The sequence below is a fragment of the Candidatus Baltobacteraceae bacterium genome, assembly GCA_036488875.1.
GTDB lineage: Bacteria > Vulcanimicrobiota > Vulcanimicrobiia > Vulcanimicrobiales > Vulcanimicrobiaceae > JAFAHZ01.
The window spans coordinates 221,635-244,370 of sequence record DASXGW010000002.1; the positions used below are offsets into that span (position 1 = coordinate 221,635).

At 61.9% G+C, this 22,736-nt stretch carries 20 protein-coding genes and 1 tRNA gene; 13 read left to right on the forward strand and 8 right to left on the reverse strand.

Annotated features, from left to right (window positions below; genetic code table 11):
* Positions 1-56 precede the first annotated feature (56 nt).
* From hppD to VGG89_03710, 9 genes are read left to right on the forward strand one after another with little or no spacing between them, the layout of a single operon-like run.
* Complete coding sequence (gene hppD / locus VGG89_03670) at positions 57-1,172, forward strand: 4-hydroxyphenylpyruvate dioxygenase (protein ID HEY1975620.1); 1,116 nt, start codon at positions 57-59, stop codon at positions 1,170-1,172.
* A 5-nt stretch (positions 1,173-1,177) separates the two neighbouring features.
* Positions 1,178-3,664 (forward strand): EAL domain-containing protein, encoded by a 2,487-nt coding sequence (locus tag VGG89_03675; GenBank protein HEY1975621.1) that lies wholly within the window; start codon positions 1,178-1,180, stop codon positions 3,662-3,664.
* Positions 3,661-4,917 carry an SUMF1/EgtB/PvdO family nonheme iron enzyme gene (locus VGG89_03680; protein ID HEY1975622.1) on the forward strand — a complete coding sequence of 419 codons (1,257 nt, stop codon included), beginning with the start codon at positions 3,661-3,663 and terminating at the stop codon, positions 4,915-4,917. Before VGG89_03675 ends, VGG89_03680 begins: the two co-directional genes overlap by 4 nt.
* A 45-nt stretch (positions 4,918-4,962) precedes the next feature.
* A complete protein-coding gene (locus tag VGG89_03685) occupies positions 4,963-6,315 on the forward strand; it encodes an alkaline phosphatase family protein (GenBank protein ID HEY1975623.1) in 1,353 nt (450 codons plus the stop codon).
* A gap of 32 nt (positions 6,316-6,347) precedes the next feature.
* Positions 6,348-7,958, forward strand: coding sequence for a peptide ABC transporter substrate-binding protein (locus VGG89_03690; protein HEY1975624.1), 1,611 nt, complete (start codon positions 6,348-6,350; stop codon positions 7,956-7,958).
* Positions 7,959-7,984: 26 nt separating this feature from the next.
* On the forward strand, positions 7,985-9,457 hold the full coding sequence (locus VGG89_03695; GenBank protein HEY1975625.1) for an NADP-dependent isocitrate dehydrogenase: 1,473 nt from the start codon (positions 7,985-7,987) through the stop codon (positions 9,455-9,457).
* Between the two features lie 4 nt (positions 9,458-9,461).
* Positions 9,462-9,866 (forward strand): hypothetical protein, encoded by a 405-nt coding sequence (locus VGG89_03700; GenBank protein HEY1975626.1) that lies wholly within the window; start codon positions 9,462-9,464, stop codon positions 9,864-9,866.
* A 32-nt stretch (positions 9,867-9,898) separates the two neighbouring features.
* The gene (locus VGG89_03705; GenBank protein HEY1975627.1) at positions 9,899-10,381 is read left to right on the forward strand and encodes a hypothetical protein; all 483 of its coding nucleotides are present in this window, start codon (positions 9,899-9,901) and stop codon (positions 10,379-10,381) included.
* Complete coding sequence (locus tag VGG89_03710; GenBank protein HEY1975628.1) at positions 10,356-11,219, forward strand: cobalamin-binding protein; 864 nt, start codon at positions 10,356-10,358, stop codon at positions 11,217-11,219. Before VGG89_03705 ends, VGG89_03710 begins: the two co-directional genes overlap by 26 nt.
* Here VGG89_03710 and VGG89_03715 read toward each other — a convergent pair.
* The 4 genes from VGG89_03715 to serA are packed head-to-tail and all read right to left on the reverse strand — an operon-like array spanning position 11,191 to position 14,574.
* Positions 11,191-11,778: a histidine phosphatase family protein gene (locus VGG89_03715; GenBank protein HEY1975629.1), complete on the reverse strand. Its 588-nt coding sequence runs from the start codon at positions 11,776-11,778 to the stop codon at positions 11,191-11,193. The genes VGG89_03710 and VGG89_03715 overlap by 29 nt on opposite strands.
* Positions 11,779-11,780: 2 nt before the next feature.
* Entirely contained in the window at positions 11,781-12,323 is a 543-nt protein-coding gene (locus VGG89_03720) for a ferritin-like domain-containing protein (GenBank protein HEY1975630.1), read from the reverse strand.
* A gap of 26 nt (positions 12,324-12,349) precedes the next feature.
* Complete coding sequence (locus VGG89_03725) at positions 12,350-12,976, reverse strand: histidine phosphatase family protein (protein ID HEY1975631.1); 627 nt, start codon at positions 12,974-12,976, stop codon at positions 12,350-12,352.
* A gap of 2 nt (positions 12,977-12,978) precedes the next feature.
* On the reverse strand, positions 12,979-14,574 hold the full coding sequence (gene serA, locus VGG89_03730) for a phosphoglycerate dehydrogenase (GenBank protein ID HEY1975632.1): 1,596 nt from the start codon (positions 14,572-14,574) through the stop codon (positions 12,979-12,981).
* Between the two features lie 55 nt (positions 14,575-14,629).
* On the opposite strand from serA, the gene VGG89_03735 reads away from it, so the two are divergent.
* The 3 genes from VGG89_03735 (at position 14,630) to VGG89_03745 (ending at position 16,165) form a co-directional block, all read left to right on the forward strand.
* The gene (locus VGG89_03735) at positions 14,630-15,226 is read left to right on the forward strand and encodes a class II aldolase/adducin family protein (GenBank protein HEY1975633.1); all 597 of its coding nucleotides are present in this window, start codon (positions 14,630-14,632) and stop codon (positions 15,224-15,226) included.
* 39 nt (positions 15,227-15,265) lie between these two features.
* Entirely contained in the window at positions 15,266-16,063 is a 798-nt protein-coding gene (locus VGG89_03740; protein HEY1975634.1) for an EAL domain-containing protein, read from the forward strand.
* A 14-nt stretch (positions 16,064-16,077) separates the two neighbouring features.
* Positions 16,078-16,165 (forward strand) — tRNA-Ser (locus VGG89_03745).
* Positions 16,166-16,228: 63 nt separating this feature from the next.
* Here the strand turns inward: VGG89_03745 and VGG89_03750 are convergent.
* The 4 genes from VGG89_03750 to VGG89_03765 form a co-directional block, all read right to left on the reverse strand.
* Entirely contained in the window at positions 16,229-16,564 is a 336-nt protein-coding gene (locus VGG89_03750) for a hypothetical protein (GenBank protein HEY1975635.1), read from the reverse strand.
* A 26-nt stretch (positions 16,565-16,590) separates the two neighbouring features.
* Complete coding sequence (locus VGG89_03755) at positions 16,591-17,013, reverse strand: hypothetical protein (GenBank protein ID HEY1975636.1); 423 nt, start codon at positions 17,011-17,013, stop codon at positions 16,591-16,593.
* Between the two features lie 117 nt (positions 17,014-17,130).
* A complete protein-coding gene (locus VGG89_03760; GenBank protein HEY1975637.1) occupies positions 17,131-17,877 on the reverse strand; it encodes a hypothetical protein in 747 nt (248 codons plus the stop codon).
* Positions 17,874-18,359, reverse strand: a complete 486-nt coding sequence (locus VGG89_03765) for a YqeG family HAD IIIA-type phosphatase (GenBank protein HEY1975638.1) — start codon at positions 18,357-18,359, stop codon at positions 17,874-17,876. The genes VGG89_03760 and VGG89_03765 overlap by 4 nt, the downstream gene beginning before the upstream one ends.
* A 299-nt stretch (positions 18,360-18,658) precedes the next feature.
* Here VGG89_03765 and VGG89_03770 point away from each other — a divergent pair, with 299 nt between their 5' ends.
* Positions 18,659-22,717 carry a hypothetical protein gene (locus VGG89_03770; protein ID HEY1975639.1) on the forward strand — a complete coding sequence of 1,353 codons (4,059 nt, stop codon included), beginning with the start codon at positions 18,659-18,661 and terminating at the stop codon, positions 22,715-22,717.
* Positions 22,718-22,736: the final 19 nt, after the last annotated feature.

The window sequence follows — 22,736 nt, forward strand, 5'->3', positions numbered from 1 at the left end:
GCGCTCTGTTCTCGCAGGGCACAGGGGCACCTCGGGGAGGTCGCAAAGGTGCGGTAATGAGTACCTCCACCGAAGCCAGCGCCAACCCTCTCGCCCAAATCGATTGGGATTACGTCGAGTTCTACGTCGGCAACGCCAAGCAGGCGGCCCACTATTACATGTCCGCTTTCGGGTTCGAGCAAATCGCGTACGCGGGGCCCGAAACCGGAGTTCGCGATCGCGTGAGCTACCTGCTCGAACAGAACAAGGTGCGCTTTTTGCTCACGGCGAGCCTACTCCCCGATGACGAGATAGCTCGTCACGTCGCTCAACACGGCGACGGCGTCAAAGACGTCGCGATTCTCGTCGACGATGTTCGCGCGGCGTACGGCGCGGCGGTGCGAGGCGGCGCAAAGACGGTGCTCGAACCGGCAGTCTCCGAAGACGACAGCGGCCGCATCGTCAAGGCGGCGATCGCGACGTACGGCGATACCGTCCATTCGTTCGTTCAGCGCGACGCGTATCGAGGTGCGTTCATGCCGGGATTCGTCGAAGCACGCCGCAGCATACCAGCGGCAAGGCGTCCCGAACTGCTGTTCATCGATCACTGCGTCGGCAACGTCGGGTGGGGTGAGATGGACCTCTGGGGCGACTTCTACGCGCGCGTTTTTGGCTTCTCGCAGCTGGTGTCGTTCGACGACAAGGACATTTCGACCGAGTACACCGCGCTGCGCTCGAAGGTGATGACCGATCCACGCCATCGCGTGAAGTTTCCCATCAACGAGCCGGCTCAAGGCAAGAAGAAATCGCAGATCGAGGAGTACCTCGACTTCTACCACGGATCGGGCGTGCAGCACATTGCTATTCGCACCGACGACATCGCCGAGACGATTCGCGCGCTGCGCGCCAACGGCGTCGAGTTCTTGGACACGCCCGATAGTTACTACGATATGCTCGAAGAGCGGGTAGGCCATATCGACGAGGCCATCGAGATGCTGCGCGCGCTGCGGATTCTCGTCGACCGCGACGATCAGGGATATATGCTCCAGATCTTCACGAAGCCGCTGCAGGATCGCCCGACGGTCTTCTTCGAGATCATCCAACGCAAGGGCAGCCTTTCGTTTGGAAAAGGGAATTTCAAAGCGCTCTTCGTCTCGATCGAGCGCGAGCAAGAGAAGCGCGGAACGTTGTAACTGCGATGATCGGCGAACGGGCGCTCAAGCAGCTCGACGAGGTGCTCTCTCATTCGCCACTCGCGTTGGTCGCGATGAGCCGCGACTTTCGCTTGAGCTATTGGTCCGATCGGGCCGGGGAGCTGTTCGGATACTCCAAAGAAGAGGTCCTCGGAAAGCACCCCAGCGAGATGCAGTGGATCTATCCCGAGGATTTGAGTTCGGTCCTGGATTTTCCGGGACGCGTGCGCAGCGAGCGTTTGTCGACGCTGGGTCTGGTCAGCCGCGCCACTCGTAAGGACGGCGAACTGCGAACGTTTCGATGGACGACCGTCGCGGTTCAAGAAGATCCGTCGTACTGGCTGGTCTCGCTGGGTGAAGACATCACCGAACAGCTCCAGAACGAGGCGCGGCTGCGATCGCTATTTTCCTACAATCCCGATCCGGTCTTGGCGCTCGCGCTCGACGGCACCATCTCGGATTGCAACGATGCGGCGACGCGCGTTTCGGGAACCGCGCGCAAAGAGCTTCTGGGGCGGCACTACACGACGTTCCTTCCGCGGGCCGGGCGCGGCAAAGTGGAAAAAGCCTTCGCTCAAGCCGCCGCGGGTACGCCCGCCTCGCTTGCCTTGGGCATCGTCGGCGCCGAGGGCCGCAACCTCGACGTGCAGGGAACGATCATACCGCAGTATTCTGCGGGTCAGGTGGTCGGAATCTACGCGGTCTTTCAGGACAAGACGGAGCGCCGCGCGGCCGAGCATCAAGCGCAGATGCAGCAAGATCGCATGCGCAATCTCTATTATATCGCGGCTAGCGGCGGCAATCCGGAATCGCGCATACGCGCGTCGCTGGAAATGGGCGTGCGCGCGTTCGGCCTACCCGCGGGCGCCGTCGTGTGCACGACGTTGGGACCGCCGGAGATCGCCGAGGTCTATCGCTCGCCGGGCGCGGCGGCCGTCAGCGACGATCGTCTCTTGGCCGCAGCGATCAACGCGGAGCAAACCGCGCTGCCCGGCACGCCCGTCGTCACCTTGCACGGCGTCGCAACGCTCGTCAACGTCGCCGGGGAGCGTTACGGCGTTCTGGTGTTTGCATCGCCAAGCGGCGCGCCGACCGAGTTCTCCGAGACCGACGCCGATCTTCTTGGATTAATCTCGACGCTTATCGGCGGCTCGATTGAAAGCGATCGCTCGCGCGCGCAGCTGCGTTCGCTGGCGTACTTCGACACGCTCACTGGGTTGCCCAACCGCGCCTTCCTCACGGAGAAGGTGCGCGACGCCATCGAAGTATCGCAGACGCGGCTCTCGCGAGCGGCACTTCTTTATCTCGACCTCGACGGCTTCAAAGACGTCAACGACACGCTCGGACACGCGCGCGGAGATCGTTTGCTGCAGCTGGTCGCGCAGCGAATATCGAGCATCGTCGCCGATCGCGGCGTGACGGCACGCATGGGCGGCGACGAATTCGTCGTGCTTCTGCCCGAATGCGACTCGTCCGACGAAGTGCGCGATCTGGCCGAGCAGATCATCGCGAGCGTCGGCGAGCCGTTCGGTTTGGACGAGTACGAACACTTCATCTCGGCCAGCGTCGGGATCGCGCTCTACCCAGACGACGCCCGCGACGACCAAGCGCTCATCAAGAACGCCGATATCGCGATGTCGCGGGCCAAGGATCGAGGTCGAAACGGACTCTTCTTCTATAACCCAACGCTCGAAGCGCCGATTCACATGCGGCTCTCGCAAGAGAAGCTGCTTCGCCGCGCGCTGGACTTACAAGAGTTCGTGGTCTTCTATCAGCCGCAGCTGGATCTGCGTAACGACCGGATTGTGAGCGTCGAGGCGCTGGTCCGGTGGAACCATCCCAAAACCGGCTTGATCGCGCCGTCGCACTTCATTCCCAGCGCCGAGATCTCCGGACTCATCGTGCAGCTCGGCAACTGGGTCCTGGCGACGGCGGCACGACAGGTGCGTGCATGGCAGCCGAAACTCGGCCCCATCAGGCTTGCGGCGAATCTGTCGGCGCGCCAGTTCCACGATCGCGACCTCCGCCGGCATATCACCGAGATTCTTGCCGAGGCGGATCTGCCCGGCGAACTCTTCGAGGTCGAGATCACCGAGAGCGTCGCCATGGCGGATGCGGCGCAGACGGCCGACATCGTTCGCGACCTTTCCGAGAGCGGTATCCGCGTCGCGCTCGACGACTTCGGGACGGGCTATTCGTCGCTGTCGTATCTGCGCAGCTTCGATATCGACGTACTGAAGGTCGACGGCTCGTTCGTTCGGGGCATCGGACGCTCCACCGGCGACGAGACGATCGTCAACACGGTCATCGGCATGGCCCACAGTCTCGATCTGGAGGTTATTGCAGAGGGCGTCGAAACGCGCGAGCAGCTGGCGTTTCTCGTGGCGCGCGGCTGCGATGCCGTACAAGGCTACGTGATCGCTCCGGCGTTGCCCGCAACCGAGTTCGAGAACTTCATCACCGCACGCCGCCAGCAGCAGAGCTCGGCATGATCGCCACGCTGGATCGCGAGAGGCTCGTGAGCTGGTACCGCCGCAATCGCCGGCGCTCGGCTCAGCTCTTTGATTTGGTGCGCGAGGAGGCATATCACGACCGGCCGATTCCGCTGCGGCATCCGTTCGTGTTTTACGACGGACACTTGCCGGCGTTCAGCTTCAATACCTTATGCGGACGCGGGCTGCAGGAACCGCCGGTCGATCCCGAGCTTCAGCGCCTGTTCGAGCGCGGTATCGATCCCGGGAGCGCGACCGACGCCAGGCGTCACGAGCGCGTGGATTGGCCGGCGGTCGACGAGGTTCACCGTTTCGCGGCGGAGTGCGACGCGCGCGTCGAGCGTGCGCTCGCCACGGCCGACATCGACCGGAACGATCGTCCGATGCTCGTACGCGCACAAGCGGCGTACACCATTCTCGAACACGAACAGATGCATCACGAGACGCTAACGTATATCATTCACCAGCTCGACCCGTCGCGCCGCCGCAGCATCGAACAGCATCACGTCGATCGCGCCGCGCCGGCGCCCGCATTTTGCGACGTCGAAGCCGGCACGGCCACGCTCGGAACGACCCTGGACGACGTTGCGTTTGCGTGGGATAACGAGCTTCCCGAACACACCGTCGACGTTGCCGCGTTTACGATCGCACGGTATCCGGTGACCAACGCCGATTGGCTGCGTTTTGTCGAGCAGGGCGGCTCGCGCCCGCATTTCTGGGTCGAACGCAGCGGTCAATGGTATCTCAGAACCTTCTACGAGGAGATTCCGCTGCCGCGCTCGTGGCCGGTGTACGTCACGCACCGGCAAGCGCGAGCGTACGCGACGTGGACCGGCACGCGGCTTCCTACCGAGGCGGAGTTCCACCGTGCCGCATACGCCCTACCGGGCGGTGGCGAACGAGCGTTTCCCTGGGGCGAAGAGCGGCCGGAGCCGCAGCACGGCAACTTCGATTTCCAGCGATTCGACCCCGAACCCGTCGACGCTCACCCGGCCGGAGCGAGCGCCTGGGGAGTCCGCGATCTCATTGGAAACGGGTGGGAATGGACGTCGACGCCGTTCGCGCCGTTCGACGGTTTCGAAGCGATGGCGTCGTATCCGCAGTATTCCGCCGACTTCTTCGACGCAAAGCATTACGTCATGAAGGGCGCCTCGCCGGTCACTGCCCGCGAGCTCGTGCGCAGAAGCTTTCGGAACTGGTTCTACGACGATTATCCGTACATGTATGCAAAGTTCCGCTGCGTTAACTTTTAAGCGCAGGGCATGAGTTCGCACGCCACCGCAGCGAATGCTATCGCGGTGCCGCGCGTTTTTTTATTTTTGAGCATCGTCGCTACGCTTGCTTTGGCTAGCTGCACGGGCGGATCGCAGCCGTCGCTGCGGCTGGTACCCGCGCCCGCGACCAACCCGGCTTCGTCACCCGTGGTCGGGAACTACATCAAGCACGTCATCATCATCGTCCAAGAGAACCGCAGTTTCGATAATCTGTTCGCAGGCTTTCCCGGAGCCGATGCCCCGATGTTCGGTTACGACCTCAAGCATCGCAGAATACCGCTGCAAACCGTCGACTTCATACCGCTGGTTAACCTCGATCACGACTTCCAACCGGCGGTGCGCGCCTGGAACCACGGAAAGATGAACGGCTTTAACGGCACCGTATCGGGGCTTCCCAACGACTACCCGTACGCGCATCTGCGACGCAGCGAGATCTTACCGTATTGGGATCTGGCGCAGCACTACGTGCTTGCCGATCACATGTTTCCGACCGAGTTCGGTCCGAGCTTTACCGGGCACTTGTCTTTGATCGCCGGAACCACGAGCTTGAGTCCTACCAAAGCGCTGGCGGACAATCCAATAGGCGGCCCGTGGGGGTGCGACGCGGCACCGGGAACGATTACGTTCACCGTCAATCTCGCACGCGTCATCAAAACCGGCCCGTTTCCGTGCTTTACGCAGTTTCACACGATGGCCGACGTTCTCGATGCCGGGAGGCTCGCGTGGAAATACTACGCGCCCGCGATTGACGCGGATAAAGGCGGCGTGTTGTGGTCCTCGTTCGACACGATTCACGCGGTGCGCTACGGCGCCGACTGGAGCGCAGACATGAGTTCCCCGCAAACCAACGTGCTCGCGGACGCTAAGAACGGAAAACTGCCCAACGTCGGCTGGGTGATCCCCGACTGGACCTGGTCGGATCATCCGTCGTCGGGCAGCGATTTGGGACCGTCGTGGGTGGCCGCAGTCGTCAACGCGATCGGCAACGGGCCGGAGTGGAAGTCGACCGCGATCGTCATCGTGTGGGACGATTGGGGCGGCTGGTACGATAACGTGCCGCCGCCGAAGCTTCACGATTTCCGTGGGCCCGGTATCCGCGTCGGCTGCATCATCATTTCGCCGTACGCGAAACCGCACTACGTCGACCACACGCAGTACGAGTTCGGCAGCATTTTGCGCTTTGCCGAAGAGGCGTTCGGTCTGCCGACGATCGGGCCGGAGTCCGCGGGATACACGGACGCGCGAGCGAGGAGCCTCGACAACGCTTTCGACTTCACGCAGGCGCCGCGCCCGTTCACGACGATCCCGGCAAAATACCCACCCAGTACCTTCCTGCTACAAAAGCCCTCCGGGCGGCCGCCGGACACCGATCTCTAGGGACGTTCGCAAGCAGGTCGAAGCGCCCCACCATGAATCTTTTGCGCCTTGCCGTCGCTACGGCGGCTGCGTTCGCATTGTTCGCGTGTTCGAAGGCCGGCGTGACGTCCGCGCCGAGCGATACGCTTCGCGTCGTACTTAACATCAATCCCACCCAGCTCAATCCCATTCTCGAGCAAAACACGATCGAAGAGTTTGTCGATGGGCTGATGTTCAACATGTTGGTCTCACAAGACGCGCAGCACCATCAAATCCCGGATTTGGCTGCTGTCGTGCCCACGACGGCCAACGGCGGGATTAGCAAAGACGGTCTCACGCTGACGTATCGTCTTCGTCACGGCGTCAAGTGGCACGATGGTACCCCGTTCACCAGCAAGGACGTGAAGTTTACGTGGCAAGCCGTCATGAACCCCGCGAACAACGTCCTGTCGCGCCGCGGATACGACGAGGTGGCGTCGGTCGACACGCCCGACGACTACACCGTCGTGTTTCACATGAAGAAAATCTTCGCGCCCGCAATCGATACGATCTTTGGCGAGAGTGACACGCCGTACTACATCCTTCCGGCGCACTTGCTGGCGAAGTATTCCAATCTCAATCAGATTCCGTTCAACTCGGCACCGGTCGGGACTGGTCCCTATAAGTTCGCGCGCTGGGAACGCGGCGATCGCATTGTTTTGACCGCCAATCCCAACTACTTTAAAGGCGCTCCGAGGATCAAGCAGCTGATCTTGCCGATCATCCTCGACGACAACACGGAGGTCGCCCAGCTTCGCTCCCACGAAGTGGACGTCACCATCGAGATTCCGTCTACCGCGTATCGTGACTTGCAGAGTGATTCCGGCATCGTACGACAGCTTGCCGACGCGCCATACTTTGCCGCGATTGAGTTCAATACGAGTCGGCCGCCGCTCGACGACGTGCGCGTACGGCGCGCGCTGGTGATGGGCTTAGACCGGTTCGGAATCACTCGCGACGACTCGTACGGCACCGCGATCGTGGCAACGGCAGACCTTGCACCCTTCTACTGGGCGTTTGACAAAGCGCTGCGCCCGACGCCGTACGACCCGGCTGCAGCAAAGGCGCTGCTCGACACCTCGGGATGGCGCACCGGAACCGATGGAATCCGGACCCGGGACGGACGGCGGCTCTCCCTGCAGCTCGTCTACGGCCAGGGAAACTCGCTCTCGCGCGTCGTCGGGACGCAACTGCAGCAGATGTACAAGACAATCGGGGTCGACGTATCGATCAAAACGTACGACTACGCCACGCTCTACGCGACGGCCGAAACCGGCGGAATCCTCAATAGCGGAAAGTTCGACTTGGCTTTGTATCCTTGGATTTCCGGTGCCGATCCGGACAATTCTTCGCAGTGGACGTGCGCCGCGATTCCTCCCGCCGGTAACAACGTGTCGCGTTACTGTTCGCCCGAAATGGACGCAGCCCAACGCTTGGCGCTCTCGACCTTCGACCGAGCGACGCGTGCGAAAGCGTACGCAACGATTGAATCGCTGCTCCTGCGCGACGCGCCGGCCGCGTTTATCTATTACCGGCGTACGCCCTACGCGCACGTCCCAGAGCTTCAAAACTTCTCACCCAACGGAATTACCGAAGGCTGGAACGCCCAAGAGTGGAACCGTTAGATCCCCATCCAAAGGAGAAACCCTCAGTGACTAGCACGGCCGCGACCCCCGCTACTACCGCAAGGAAGGTCCCAGTTACGGTCGCCTACGGCGACGGCATCGGCCCCGAGATCATGGAGGCGACCCTGCGCATGATCACCGAGGGCGGCGCCCGGGTCGAACTCGAGCCGATCGAAATCGGCGAGTCGATCTACAACAAGGGCATCTCCAACGGTATCGAACCCTCGTCGTGGGACTCGTTACGCCGTACGCGCGTCTTCTTAAAGGCGCCGATCACCACGCCGCAGGGCGGCGGATTCAAGAGTCTCAACGTGACGGTTCGCAAAACGCTCGGCATGTATGCGAACGTTAGGCCGTGCGCGTCGCTGCACCCATATGTGTCGACCAAGCACCCGAACATGGATATCGTCATCGTTCGCGAGAACGAGGAAGACGTCTACGGCGGCATCGAGCATCGCCAGACCAATCAGGTCGCGCAATGTCTCAAGCTGATTTCGAGGCCGGGGAGCAAGCGGATCATCCGGTACGCTTTCGAGTACGCGCGGGCCAACAAACGCCAAAAAGTCACGTGCTTCACCAAAGACAACATCATGAAGATCACGGACGGCCTGTTCCACCGGACGTTTGAAGAGATCGCCCTCGAATATCCCGACATCGAGCACGAGCACTGGATCGTCGACATCGGCGCGGCGAAGATGGCCGATACGCCCGAAGCATTCGACGTCATCGTGATGCCCAACTTATACGGCGACGTGCTCTCGGACGTCGCCGCGCAGATCACCGGTTCGGTTGGTCTGGCCGGGTCGGCGAACATCGGCGATCACTGCTCGATGTTCGAAGCGATTCACGGCTCCGCGCCGCGCCGCGCCGGACAGAACCTTGCCAATCCCTCGGGCCTCATGCACGGTGCGCTGCTGATGCTCGTCCATATCGGCCAAGCCGAGGCCGCCGAACGCGTGCATAACGCATGGCTCACGACGATCGAGGAAGGCATTCACACCTACGATATCTATAAGGAAGGCGTCTCCAAGCAAAAAGTCGGTACGCGTGAGTTTGCCGATGCGGTGATCGCGCGTTTGGGACAGAAGCCGCACACCCTCAAGGCGGCCGAGTACGACCCCAACGTCCAGATGAATCTCGCGATTCGTCCCGCCGGCAAGCCCCCGATGAAAGTGCGCGCGGGAGTCGATCTCTTCATCGATCGCCGCGACGGCAATCCGGACATGATCGCCGACCTGATGCAGAAGTTCAACGTTCCTGGAACCAAACTCACCGTTATCAGCAACCGCGGAACGAAAGTGTGGCCCAACGGAAACCCGGATACCTACTGGAGCGATCACTGGTCGTGTCGCTTCGAAGGCGAGGGCGAGCTTTTTACCGCCGAGCACGTCGTTAAACTCCTCGAAGCGGCCGACCGCGCCGGCTTCGACGTCATCAAGACCGAGGGACTCTATACGTTCAACGGCGAGCGCGGTTATTCGCTCGCACAAGGAGAGTGATTCGATGAGCGACACGCCGCACGAGCTTACGGTTCGCCGCCGAGATATGGTGAAGTTCTCGATCTCCTTCTCGGAGGCGATTCCGGCGACGTGGGAAGACCTGCAAATCGTGTTCACCGGAGCCGGCGGCACGAGCGGACGTCTTTCCAAGTTCGCCAAGCGAGCCGACACGGAGATCGCGGTCGCTCCGGACGGCACCGCGACGTACTCGTTCACGTTCACGATTGAAAACATGGATCCGCTGGGCGCCTTTACGTTGAATGAAGGCGCCATCAAACTGCGCGACGGGTTTCTCGTGCGCTACAAGCCGGAGTTCAAGGGGTCCAACGAAACGTTTTCGCTGACGGTCGTCGACACGCCGGAGCGCATGGTCGCCGTCGACGCGACCACGCTGGGTATCGTCTCCTGATTTTCCCACTGTTGCTGTCGGTCGTTAGCGTCGTGGCCGTCGATAGCGACGCCCGTGCCGTGTACGTGGGCGAGTGGCGCGGCACCGGCACGTTCTACTCAACGCCGTACAGCACGGCCGGTGCGTCGAGCGGACATACGATCTGCACGTGGGCTGAGGAAACGACCTATCTCGTCTGCCGGCAGGACTTCACCGGACCCAAGGGTCCGGGCCGCGGCCTTTCGATTTTTACGCGAACCGGATCGACCTATCGGTTTACGGGCGTCGACCCCGACGGTAAACAGCGCAATGTCGACCTCGTGGTCACGAACGCGGGCGACGTCATCTGGAACTCCAGCTTTACCGATCGCGACGGAAAGCACGTGACGATGCGGACGGTCAACACGTTTCCCTCGCCCGGCGTGGAAGACTGGCGCACGGAGTATTCGCTGGATGCGGGCAAGACCTGGACTGCAATGGCCAAGGGCGTGATGCGCCGCATGCCGCCCGATGCGAATAGTCAGCCTACTCCCTAGCGCGACCGAAATTCTCTATGCGATCGGCGCCGGCGACGAACTCGCGGGCGTCACGCACGAATGCGACTTTCCACCCGAGGCACTCGCGCTTCCGAAACTCACCTCGTCGGCTTTGCCGCACGCAGCGAACGCCGGCGAGATCGACCGGCACGTGCGGCGCAGTCTGCACGCGGGCTCGAGCTTGTATCACCTCGACGCGGAACTGTTGGAACGTCTGGCACCCGATCTCATCGTCACGCAAGAGCTCTGCGCCGTCTGCGCCGTGTCGTACGACATCGTCGACCGGGCCGCCAAACGGCTGCGCGGCGATCCACGCATCGTCTCGCTCGAACCGTCGTCGCTCGACGACGTCTTTGCGACGATCGGGTTTCTCGGCGAGGTGACGGGCCATCGCGACGAGGCGCGGCATGTCGAGCAAACCTTGCGCGCAAGCTTCGCGACCTTGCACCGGCGTACGCAACGGGCAGAACCGCCGCGCGTGCTCGTGCTGGAGTGGACCGATCCGCCCATGAGCGGCGGCCATTGGACGCCCGAGCTGGTCGAGCACGCCGGCGCCAGGCCGATCCTCGCACACCCACACGCAAACTCGCAGACGCTGGAATGGGACGCGATCGCAGGAGCCGATCCCGACGCGGTGATCGTGGTGCCGTGCGGATTCGATCTCGAGAAGACGCACACCGCGACGGCGGAACTCGAAGCGATACCACAGTGGCGCGAGCTGCGCGCGCGGCGCGAGGCTCGCGTACTGCTGATGGACGGAAACGCGTACGTCAATCGGCCCGGACCGCGTCTGTTCGACTCGGCGCGCATTATGGCGGAACTGTTGGGCCATCTCTAAGACGCCAGGTGCCGCCGTCGCCGACGACGCGCGTGATACTGGCCGGAAAAAAGTTCACGGGTATTGCTTGCCTCGATTCGGGCAAGTCGAGCACGCTCAGCAGCGCGTGAAGCGTGCCGGCGTGCGTCACGGCCAGCGCGGTGCCGACGTTGCGTGCCGCGAGGTCGTCGCAAAAGGAGCGTACCCGCGCGCAGACGGCGTCGAAGTTCTCTCCGTCCTCGGGCGCGTACAGGCGTGCGTGATGCCAGTTGGCCTCGTTGAGGTGTGGACGTGCGGCGAGAATCTCCGCCCACGTCAGTCCCTCCCAGGCACCGAACGCAAACTCACGCAATCGCGCATCGGCGATCGGTTGGAGTCCGTGCGGTTCGGCAATCGCGCGCGCCGTCTCTTGGGCGCGTAATAAATCGCTCGTGTAGATGCGCTCGAAGCGCTCGTCGCACAGCCGCGCGGACAACCGCGCGGCTTGCAGATGGCCTTCGTCGGAGAGTGGAACGTCGGTCTGGCCTTGAAAGCGGCGCTGCGCGTTGAGCGCGGTCGATCCGTGCCGGACCAGCGTCAGCTCTACTTGACCTTCTCCAGCAGATCGCGCATGTCGTTGGCGTGTTCTTCTTCGACGGCCAGGATCTCTTCCATCAGGCGCCGCGACGTGACGTCTCGCTCGCCGAAGAAACGTACGATCTCCGTATACGACTCGATGGCGATCCGCTCGGCGATCAGGTCTTCCTTGATCATGTCCACCAGCGACGTGCCTTCCTTATATTCGGAATGGCTGCGCGTGGCGAGCCCCTCGGGGTTGAGGTTCGGTGCGCCGCCGAGCTGCGTGATGCGCTCGGCGATGCGATCGGCGTGACCCTGTTCCTCGTTTGCGTGCTCGAGAAACTCGGCGGCGACCGCGTCTTTGTTCAGCCCGGTCGCCATGTAGTAGTGGCGTTTATAGCGCAAGACGCAAACGATCTCGGTTGCCAGCGCTGCGTTGAGAATATCGCACGCCTGCTCCGTGTCGAGCCCGTAGCTATCGGTGATCGCACCGCGGTCGATATTCTCGCGCGCGCGCCGGCGCAGCTCGGTGACGTCGCTCAAAAACGGTTTCGTTGCAGTTGTCACGGTCTTTCCTTCCTCGTGGCGAGGTTTCATAACGCTTGGCGGCTCGTGTCGGCCAGGAAACCGTCGAGGTGACTGTCGTGACACTCTTCTACAAGGTCCCAGCCGCCGGACGTCTTCTCGAAAAGAGCATATCCCCCGTTGCGTACGCGCGGCCGCCACAGTTGCGACGGCGGCCGGTGCGTTGCGGCGAGGATCGCGAGCCGCACGAGCACGTCGTGCGTCACGACTACGACGTCATTTTCCCCCGGCAACGAGCCGGCAAACGCGCGCCAGCGGCGATCCACGTCGGCTAGCGATTCGCCGCCGGCGAAGGTCACGGTATGAGGAGCCGTGCGCCAGGCACGCATGCGCTCGCCGTCGGCACGCTCGATCTCCTCGCGCAGCCGGCCTTCCCAGGTGCCGTGCGCGATTTCCAAGAGACGAGCGTCGGTGTCGATTGGGCACTCAAGAGACTCGGCGAGCGGGCGCGCCGTCTCGACGCAGCGCTGCAGCGGGCTAGCGATCACGCGGCGAGCCCCGGATTGGGACAGGTCGCCCGCCAACGCGCGCGCCTGTTGCATCCCGAGTTCGGTGAGCGTTGACTCGCGCTGTCCCTGGTAGCGTCCCGCGAAGTTCCAGTCCGTCTCGCCGTGACGCGCGACGTAGAGACGCATCGCTACACTCGGACCAAACGAACCGATTCGATGCCGTCGGCGGCCGCGATTGCCGCCAGGGCTTGGCGTTCGACCTCGCGGTCGACGTCGAGAACCATCATCGCACCGCCGCCCCGCAGCGAGCGCGCGACCTGCATCGTCGAAATATTGATTTTTGCGTCGCCGAGAATCGTTCCGATGCGGCCGACCATGCCGGGAACGTCACGGTGACGCGTCACGAGCATCGTGCCGTCCGCGACGGCATCGACCTCGAAGCCGTCGATCTCCACGATGCGCGGGCCGTTCGGCAACACGGTTCCCACCAAGCGATGCTCTTCCACCGCGATCGAGAGTGAGGCTCGAAACGGACCGTGGGGTCCTTCGCGCAGAACCATCGTACGCACGCCGACGTCGCGCGCGATCGCCGTCGCGTTGACGATGGAGACGCGACGATCGCTCATGAACGGGAGCGCTCCGGCCAACGCGGCGGCAACGAACGGTTCGGCGTCGAGCTCGGCGATGTCGCCGTGAAGCACGAGCGCGATCTCGCGCCGCAGCGCGTCGTCGAAAAGCTGCGGGAGCATCGCGCCCATCCGAAACGCGAGATCGACGAAACCGCCGGCGGCTTGCGCGCCGCCTGCCAGCGTGGGCGCGTTGACGGCGCCGGTTGCCGGCCTTCCGCCTAAAACGCGCACGACGTCTTCGGCAAGTTCGAGCGCGATGCGCTCGAGCGCTTCGTATGTGGAGCCGCCCAAATGCGGCGTCGCGACGACGCGCGGATGCCTCAGTATTCGGGCCGACGGCGATCCTTCCGTGGGCGGCTCGTCGGGAACCACGTCGATGGCCGCTGCCTGAAGGCGCCCGCCGTCGAGCGCGTCGATGAGCGCCGGGACGTCGACGACCGCGCCGCGCGCGCAGTTCACGAGCATGGCGCTGGGTTTGACGAGCGATAGTGCGTGCGCATCGACGAGGCCGCGCGTTTGCGGCGTCAAGGGTACGTGCAGCGTGATAACGTCCGCGGATGCAAGCAGGCGCTCGAGTTCGACGAGTTCGACGCCGAGTGCGCTGGCGCGCGAAGCCGGCACGTACGGGTCGTGAGCGATGACGTGCATGCCGAACGCCGCCGCGCGCGAGGCGACGTTACTGCCGATACGGCCCAGGCCAACGATACCGAGCGTTTTCCCGTAGAGCTCGTTGCCGACGAACGGCTTGCGTTCCCAACGCGATTCGCGAAGGGACGCATGCGCCTGCGGCACGTGCCGAAAGGTTGCTAACAAAACCGCGAACGTGTGCTCGGTCGCGGCGATGGTGTTCGCGCTCGGCGTGTTCACGACGACGATCCCGGCCGCGGTCGCGGCATCGACGTCGATCGCATCGACACCGACGCCGGCTCGCGCGACGACTTCCAACTGCGGCGCACGCGAAAGGAGCTCGCCGTCGACGCGGGTCTCGGAGCGGACGATCAAACCGCGAGCGTCGCCCAGCGCGCTGTGCAGCGCGTCGCGAGACGAACCCACGCACGAAACGATCTCAATGCCCGCGCGCGACAAGACCGCGAGGCCGCGCTCGTCGAACGGCTCGGCAACGACGACGCGTCCGAGCTTGGGCAGGCTTACCATTCCGGCCAGCTTCGCCCGAGGGCGCAACGGCCCTTGCGTCGTACGTCGCAGGCCGATGACCGAGGAGGAAGCGCGCGCGCAAATTACGGCGTACGCGCAACGTTTATGGGATCGCCGCCTCGTCAGCGGCACGAGCGGCAACGTCAGCGTACGGCTCGACGACGGCGACGTCTTGGCGACGCCGGCAAGCCGATGTCTGGGCGGATTGCAGCCGCACGACGTCGTTCGCGTCGCCGCCGACGGAACACCGCGCGATGCTACCGGGCGTCCGACGAGCGAACTGCCGCTGCATCTCGTCGCCTATCGCCGGCGCGCCGACGCGCGCTGCGTCGTGCACGTACACCCGACGTTTTGCGTGGTGTGGTCGCTCTTGGGCGAAGTTTTTCCGCAAGAGACGGTCGGCGCGCGCGAGACGCTCGGCGCGGTTGCTTGGACCGCGTTTCAGCCGCCCGGCTCGCAAGAACTGGCGGATTTGTGCGGCGATGCATTCGCACGCGGCATCGACGTCGTATTAATGGAGCGGCACGGCCTCTCGGCGATCGGCCCAGAGCTGGAAAATGCGTTCGTGCTGGTCGATCAAGCTGAAGAGGGGGCGCGCGTCGCGTACTTCGCCCGCATTGGAAAAGCGGGCAAGTTTACAGGCGCTTACTAGCGGGAAGAACATTCACACCAGCGAAGACGGGGGTCCGTTGTGAGTTACCGGCTGCCCATGCATCAGAGGATGGCGAACGCGCTTAGCTATGGCGAGTTCCGCATCTTCTATCAGCCGGTCGTCGACCTCCAGACGACCAAAGTCGTCGGGCTCGAGGCGCTATGCCGCTGGCCCCAACGGGACGATACGTGGGCCCCGCCCGAGACGTTCATTTCGCAAGCCGAAACGTCGGGTTTCATCGTGCAGCTCGGCGATTGGGTGCTGCGCACGGCGGTCGAACAAGTGCGCCGCTGGCAGACGCGGTTCGGCATCGATTTGTTGCTCGCGGTCAATCTGTCGGGGCGGCAGTTTCTGCATTACAACCTCATCAAGTCGATCGAAGACGCGATGCGCCAAGTGCAGTACCATCCCAAGACGCTCGAGTTCGAAATCACCGAAAGCGTGGCGATGCACAATGCCGAGGATTCGATCGGCATCATGCGCCAGCTCAAGAGCATCGGCATCGCGCTCGCGCTCGACGATTTCGGAACCGGCTACTCGTCGCTCGCGTATCTCAAGCGCTTTCCGATCGACAAACTCAAGATCGACCGCACCTTCGTGCGCGACATTCCCGACGATGCCAACGATCTGGCGATCGTCTCCGCTATCATCGCCATGGCGCACGCGCTCGGCTTGAAAGTCCAGGCCGAAGGCGTCGAGACCGAGGCGCAGATGGAGTTCCTGCGAGACTGCGGCTGCGAGTACGCGCAGGGATACCTTTTCGGCCGCGCCCTTCCGGGCGACGAATTTGAGGAGCTTCTGGCCGACCAGCGGGCCGCCGAACGTACCGCATCGTAAGATAGCCCCCGCCGGGAGAGGTGGTCGAGCGGTTGAAGGCACTCGCTTGGAAAGCGAGCAGACGTGATAAGCGTCTCGAGGGTTCGAATCCCTCCCTCTCCGGACCTTAAAGACAAGGAGGCTTCGCACGTGCGAAGCCTCCTTTTGTTGGACTGCTAGGACGCTTTAGTCGTGGAAATTCACTTCGCTCACGCTGCAGAAATCCACGTCGTCGACTTCCGCCGTGCCGCCGCCCTCGAACTCACCCTTGACGTCCCAATGGCACTTGTCTTCCGCGCGCGGAAACTTCACGTCGACGCTCTTGCCCGACTCCAGGGTGTCCTCTCCCAAAATATCGTCACCCCAGTCGTCACTGGAATGGGGCGAGACGTACAGCTCCTTCAACGTCTTGCTCGTATTGTTGTGCAGAGTGAAGTCCTGATCGCCGGCGACAGCCGGAATCGCGAATAAAAGGGTCGCTGCAACGGCAACCGCCAGCGACTTTCCAAGCCGGATGTTCATAGTCGAGTCCCTTTCTCCGAGTAGCGTTATTGGGCGATCGTAAATTCTGTGCTTTTCGTATCTCGCTGTGTTCCGTTGTCCGTCATCGTAACGACGATCTTGTACGTTCCTACCGGCCAGCCGGCGTCGGGAGGCGTCAAATCGTACGTCGTGGTGCCGTCGGAATCGAGATTGTAGGACTTGTCGAGCTGCGGAATCGCCGTGTTCGGTTTTTGGCCGGCCACCTTCTCAGCGATGAGTTGCCAGTTCAGCGAAACTTTACCGGGCAGGTTGTCCGCGGACGCTTTTGCGTATACGGCGTCATGGACGCCAAAGCTCGTGGTGGGCGCGGACATGTCTTTGTCCTTGGCCATTTGCAGGCTGCCGATGTGAGCGGTGGAGACGCTGCAGGCCGGCAATAGGATTGCGGCAAGTGTTAGAGCGGCAGCGGGTGCCGATCGTTTGATCACGTTTTCTCCCTATCGAAAAACCGCTGGTAGGACAACGCGAAACCCGCGACGCTCATATGCGCGTCGCTTGCGAATTGCTCCATAAGGATTATCGACCGTCGACGACCGGGAATTAAGTCACTCGGTGACCTCTTCTACGATCGCATCGATGTGCGCGAGCCAAAAATCGAAGCTCGCGCGCGCTTGCGCTTCTAGCATCGCGTCGCCTGCGACCACCTCGCGATCCAGCTGACGCGATAACGTGGCGCGTTCACCGTAGTTGACGTCCATCACGAGATCGGGTGCCTGCAGATCCGCGAGCAGCTCGTTGGGCAGGCGCACGTCGGGAGGCAGCGTGCTGATCACGATCTCCGGGATATTTGCCCCCGGCCACACCTCAGCTTCGAAACGCTCGCAGGCCTTGCGCACGCGCTTGGGATCACGCCCCCAAACGAAAGCGTAGGCGTCCTTGTCGTGCAACTCCGCGAGAATCGCGCGCGCGCTGGCACCATAGCCGAGCACGCCGATGCGCTTGAGCGCAATCGGTTCGTCGATAAGCGCCTCGACGGCGGTGCGCGCACCGATGCCGTCGGTGTTCGTGCCGATAATGTCGCGTCCGAAAAAAATAGTATTGACCGCCTGCGACTCTTCGGCTTCCGTCGTCAGCACGTCGCACGCTTGCAGCGCTTCTTCTTTCAAGGGAAACGTGACGTTGCAACCGGTGTAGCCGTCCAGTCGCATGCGACGCAGCACCGAAACGGCGTTCCCGCTCGGAACGCGGATCGAAACGTAACTGCCGTCAATTTCGGCATCGCTGAGAAACGCGCGATGGAGCGCGGGACTACGGCTGTGCGCCACGGGATCGCCGACGACGGCGAGTTTCACGGCGTGCGCCGCTCGGGCAGCATGATGCGCTCAAAAAACCGGAAAACGCGCGTGATCGCAAAGTCTTTAGCTTCGATCGGCTCGGTGAGAATCGTGTAAAGCCCGCACATCTTACCGCCGAGTACGTCAGTAAAGAGTTGATCTCCGACAACGGCGATCTCTTTGCGGCGCAGCTGCAAACGCTGTTTGGCCCGCAAGAAACCAAACGGCAGCGGTTTGAGCGCGTTGGGGATGCACGGCACGTTGAGTTGTGCCGCAAGCGTCCGGACGCGCTGGGAAAAGTTATTCGAGAGCATGACCATTCGAAAGCCGCGCTCGTGCGCACGCTCGACCCATGCCACATGTTCTTCCCCGAGCTCGGTCTCTCGAAAGCCGAGCAAGGTGTTATCGAGGTCGACGATCAGCCCCCGGATGCCGGCGGCCTCGAGCTCCTCGTGAGGGACGTCGTGAAGGCGCGGAGCGTAACGATCGGGACCCATCATAGGAGAGTCCGTTCCCACGGGTTATCCCCGGTATCCTCGGAGCTCTCCACACGGCCTCCACTCGCTTCCTGCGGCCTGGGCCGAGAATCCCCAAAAATCTCGCGATACTCACAGGTCGACCACAAGGACTCCACTTTAGCTACCCCAACATATTGTGTCCAACGCCGCCGAGTGGCACAATAGGTGTTAACGCCGGCGTCGGCATCGCCGTCTATCGAACAGGTGTTCGCATAGAGAACACCGAAGATTTCGGGTCCCCAAACCGGCACTCGACCGCGCTTGGCAAGGAGCAGCTGCGCATGAAATTTCACCGCGTGTATTCCACCGCCCAGGATCCCTACGCCGGACTCACCTTCGAGCCCCGGACGTCCCGTATCGTCAATCCCGACGGTTCGGTGATCTTCGAGGCTAAGGACGTCATGGTGCCGACCAGTTGGAGCCAGGTCGCCGTCGACGTGCTGGCCCAGAAATATTGCCGCAAAGCCGGCGTTCCGAAGGCTACGAAACGGGTCGAGGAAGACGGCGTGCCCGAGTGGCTGTGGCGCTCGGCGGCGGACGACACTGCGCTCAACGACCTGCCGCGCAACGAGCAGTTTGGAGCCGAGCGCGACGCCCGCCAGGTCTTCAATCGCATGGCCGGCTGCTGGACCTATTGGGGCTGGAAATACGGCTATTTCGACTCCGAGAACGATGCGCGGATCTATTTCGACGAGATGTGCTCGATGCTCGCGCGCCAAGTCGGCGCCCCCAATTCACCCCAATGGTTTAATACCGGATTGCATTGGGCGTACGGTATTTCGGGGCCGGCGCAGGGGCACTATTTTGTCGACCCGGCCGCAGCCGTAGCTAAGCCGTCAGCCAACACCTTCGAACATCCGCAAGTCTCGGCGTGTTTCATCCTCGGTATTGAGGACGATCTCGTCAATGAAGGCGGCATCTTCGATGGCGTAATGCGCGAAGCGCGCATATTTAAAGGCGGTTCGGGATCCGGTGCAAACTTCTCGAAACTCCGCGCAGCCGGTGAAAAACTCACGGGCGGCGGTACGTCGAGTGGCCTGATGTCGTTCCTCAAGGTGTTCGATCGAGCTGCAGGTGCTATTAAATCAGGCGGCACGACGCGCCGCGCGGCCAAGATGGTGGTACTCAACGCGGATCATCCCGACATTGAAGAATTCGTTACATGGAAGGTTCGCGAAGAGCGGAAAGTTGCCGATTTAGTCGTCGGTTCGCGCATTTTCGAGAAGCACTTAAACGCGATTATTTCGGCCGCTCACGACACGCGCATACCAGAACACGCGCGCCTGGATCCCGCTTTGAACGCGTCGTTGCGAAACGCAATTCGCGAAGCGATTGCCCTTGGCATTCCGACTGGTGCGACGCAAAGCGCACTCGATTATGCTCGCCAGGGCTACACGCACCTCGAGGTCGAGAAGTATGATACGGCGTGGGATTCAGAAGCCTACATTACGGTATCGGGCCAGAACTCGAACAACTCGGTGCGTCTGACGAACAGCTTCTTCGAATCGGTCGATCGCGATGCAGATTGGGAGCTGAAATGGCGGACCAATGGCGGCACTGCCAAGATCATTAAAGCGCGCGACCTCTGGGAACAGATCGGTCTGGCTGCGTGGCAATCGGCCGATCCAGGCCTCCAGTTCGACGATACGATTCAAGAGTGGCACACGTGCGCTGCCGACGATCGTATCAACGCTACTAACCCGTGCGTTACCGGAGACACACTGGTCGCTACGGCCGATGGGCCGAAGCGCATCGCGGAACTCGTCGGCAAAGCTGCGTTTGTCATTGGCGGCGACGGAAAGCCGCACTTCGTCAACAAAATCTTCCCCACTGGCGTAAAGCCGGTCTACGCGTTAGAGCTTACTAATGGATACCGTGTTGAAGTCACAGCCGATCATCGCATATTAACGGCAAACAGAGGCGACGTGCCGGTTTCGCAGCTTACGCCAGACGACGACATCATCACGATGCCCGCTTTTTCGCCATTGGCAATTGCCGGCAACGGCCCCGGCGCGGGATCGAGGAAAGAGCGGCTGGTTTCACTTGAGCCCATCGGTGAGGCACAGGTCTACGATCTAACTGAAAATGACACGCACCATTTCGTTGCCAATGGCATCGTGGTTCACAACTGCTCAGAGTATGTATTCATAGATGATACTGCATGCAATTTGGCCAGCATGAATTTGGTCAAATTCCTTAACGATGACGGAAACTTCGATGCGAAGCGCTTCGCCGAATCCTCGCGGATCTGGACGACGACTCTCGAGATTTCTGTCACGATGGGGCAGATGCCGTCTAAGACCATCGCCGAGAAGAATCACGGCTATCGCACGCTCGGGTTAGGTTATGCGAATCTCGGCACGCTATTGATGCGCTTGGGCCTGCCGTACGACTCAGAGGAAGGCTACGGCTGGTGCGCCGCGATCAACGCGCTGATGACGGGGACGGCCTATCGCACTTCGGCCGAAATGGCGCAGCAACTTGGACCGTTCGCGCGCTTTGAAGCCAATCGCGAACCGATGTTGCGCGTAATTCGTAATCATCGGCGCGCGGCATACGCTGCTGATCCGAACGATTACGAAGGCCTCTCGGTAAAGCCGGTCACGCACACACCCAATCTCTTCACTCAGGAGACGTGGGCGCTGGCGCGCCGCATGTGGGATGATGCATTGTCCATCGGCGAGGTGGCCGGTTTCCGAAATGCGCAAACCGTCGTGATCGCACCTACGGGAACCATTGGCCTTGTGATGGACTGTGACACGACCGGTATCGAACCCGACTTCGCACTCGTGAAATTCAAGAAGCTCGCCGGCGGCGGATACTTCAAGATCGTCAATCAGTCGGTCGATGCCGCCCTGCATAAGCTCGGCTACTCGCAAGATCAAATCGACGCGATCGAAACCTATGCCAAAGGCACCGGCACGTTACTCGAAGCGCCGCATATCAACCGAGCGACACTAAAAGCCAAAGGCTTCGACGAGGACGCAATCTCGAAGGTGGAAGCGGTCCTGCCCGGGGCTTTCGAGCTGCCCTTCGTCTTCAACAAGTTCGTGCTGGGCGAAGAGTTCTGCAAAACCCAGCTCGGGCTCACCGAGGAGCAGCTCAACGATTGGAACTTCTCGATTCTGCGCGACGGGCTCGGGTTCACGACGCTGCAGATCGAAGAGGCGTCGGCGCACATCTGCGGCCGCATGACGGTTGAAGGCGCCCCATATCTGAAAGACGAGCACCTCGCGGTGTTCGACTGTGCGACGCCGTGCGGACGGTACGGGACACGTTATATCCGTCCGCTCGCTCACGTCGACATGATGGCGGCGGCGCAGCCGTTCGTGAGCGGTGCTATTTCAAAAACGATCAACCTTCCGCAAACGGCCACGATCGCGGACGTCAAGGAGGCCTACCGGTATTCGTGGGAGCGCATGATCAAGGCGGTCGCACTGTACCGCGACGGATCGAAGCTCTCGCAACCGCTGGCGGCAAGCTACGACCTCGGTAGCGACGCGCGCGAGGAAGAGGGCGCAACGGTAACACAACAGCAGCCGTTCATTACGCCGATGCAGGTTGCCGAAAAGATCGTCTACCGCTACATCGCAAAGCGACGCTCGATGCCGCAGCGTCGCAGCGGATACACGCAAAAAGCGACAATTTCCGGACACAAAGTCTACCTGCGCACCGGCGAATACGAAGGCGGCCAGCTCGGTGAGATCTTCATCGACATGCACAAAGAGGGCGCGGCCTTCCGCTCCTTGATGAACAATTTCGCGATCGCGATCTCGCTGGGATTACAGCACGGCGTGCCGCTCGAGGAGTTCGTTGAGGCATTTACCTTCACGCGCTTCGAGCCCAACGGTCCGGTCGTCGGCCACGATCACATCAAAATGGCGACCTCCATCCTCGACTACATTTTCCGCGAACTCGCCGTGAGCTATCTCGGGCGCTACGATCTCGCTCACGTTCAGCCCTCAATGCAGATGGACGCTATGGGACCCGAAGCGCAAGAAGAGTACATTGCCGAGGAAGAGGGTGGCGTAAACGTGCGTCCCGCTGGCGTCGTCGAGAAACTCCATCCCGTCAGCACGCACTTACATCCTGGTCAAACGTCGCCGGCGGTAGCGCAGCCGATGGGAAGTGCCACCGCGGATGCGCCGGCAGCGCCCGTCTCCTACGGATCGTCCAGTGGTACCGCAACGGCCACGTTATCGAAGACCGAAGCGATCAACGCATCTAAGGCCAAGGGCTACACGGGCAACGCATGCTCCGAATGCGGTCAGCTCACCATGGTCCGCAACGGCGCCTGCGAGAAGTGTGATTCTTGCGGTTCGACGAGTGGCTGTAGCTAAATAGCTAAAAACGGAGACT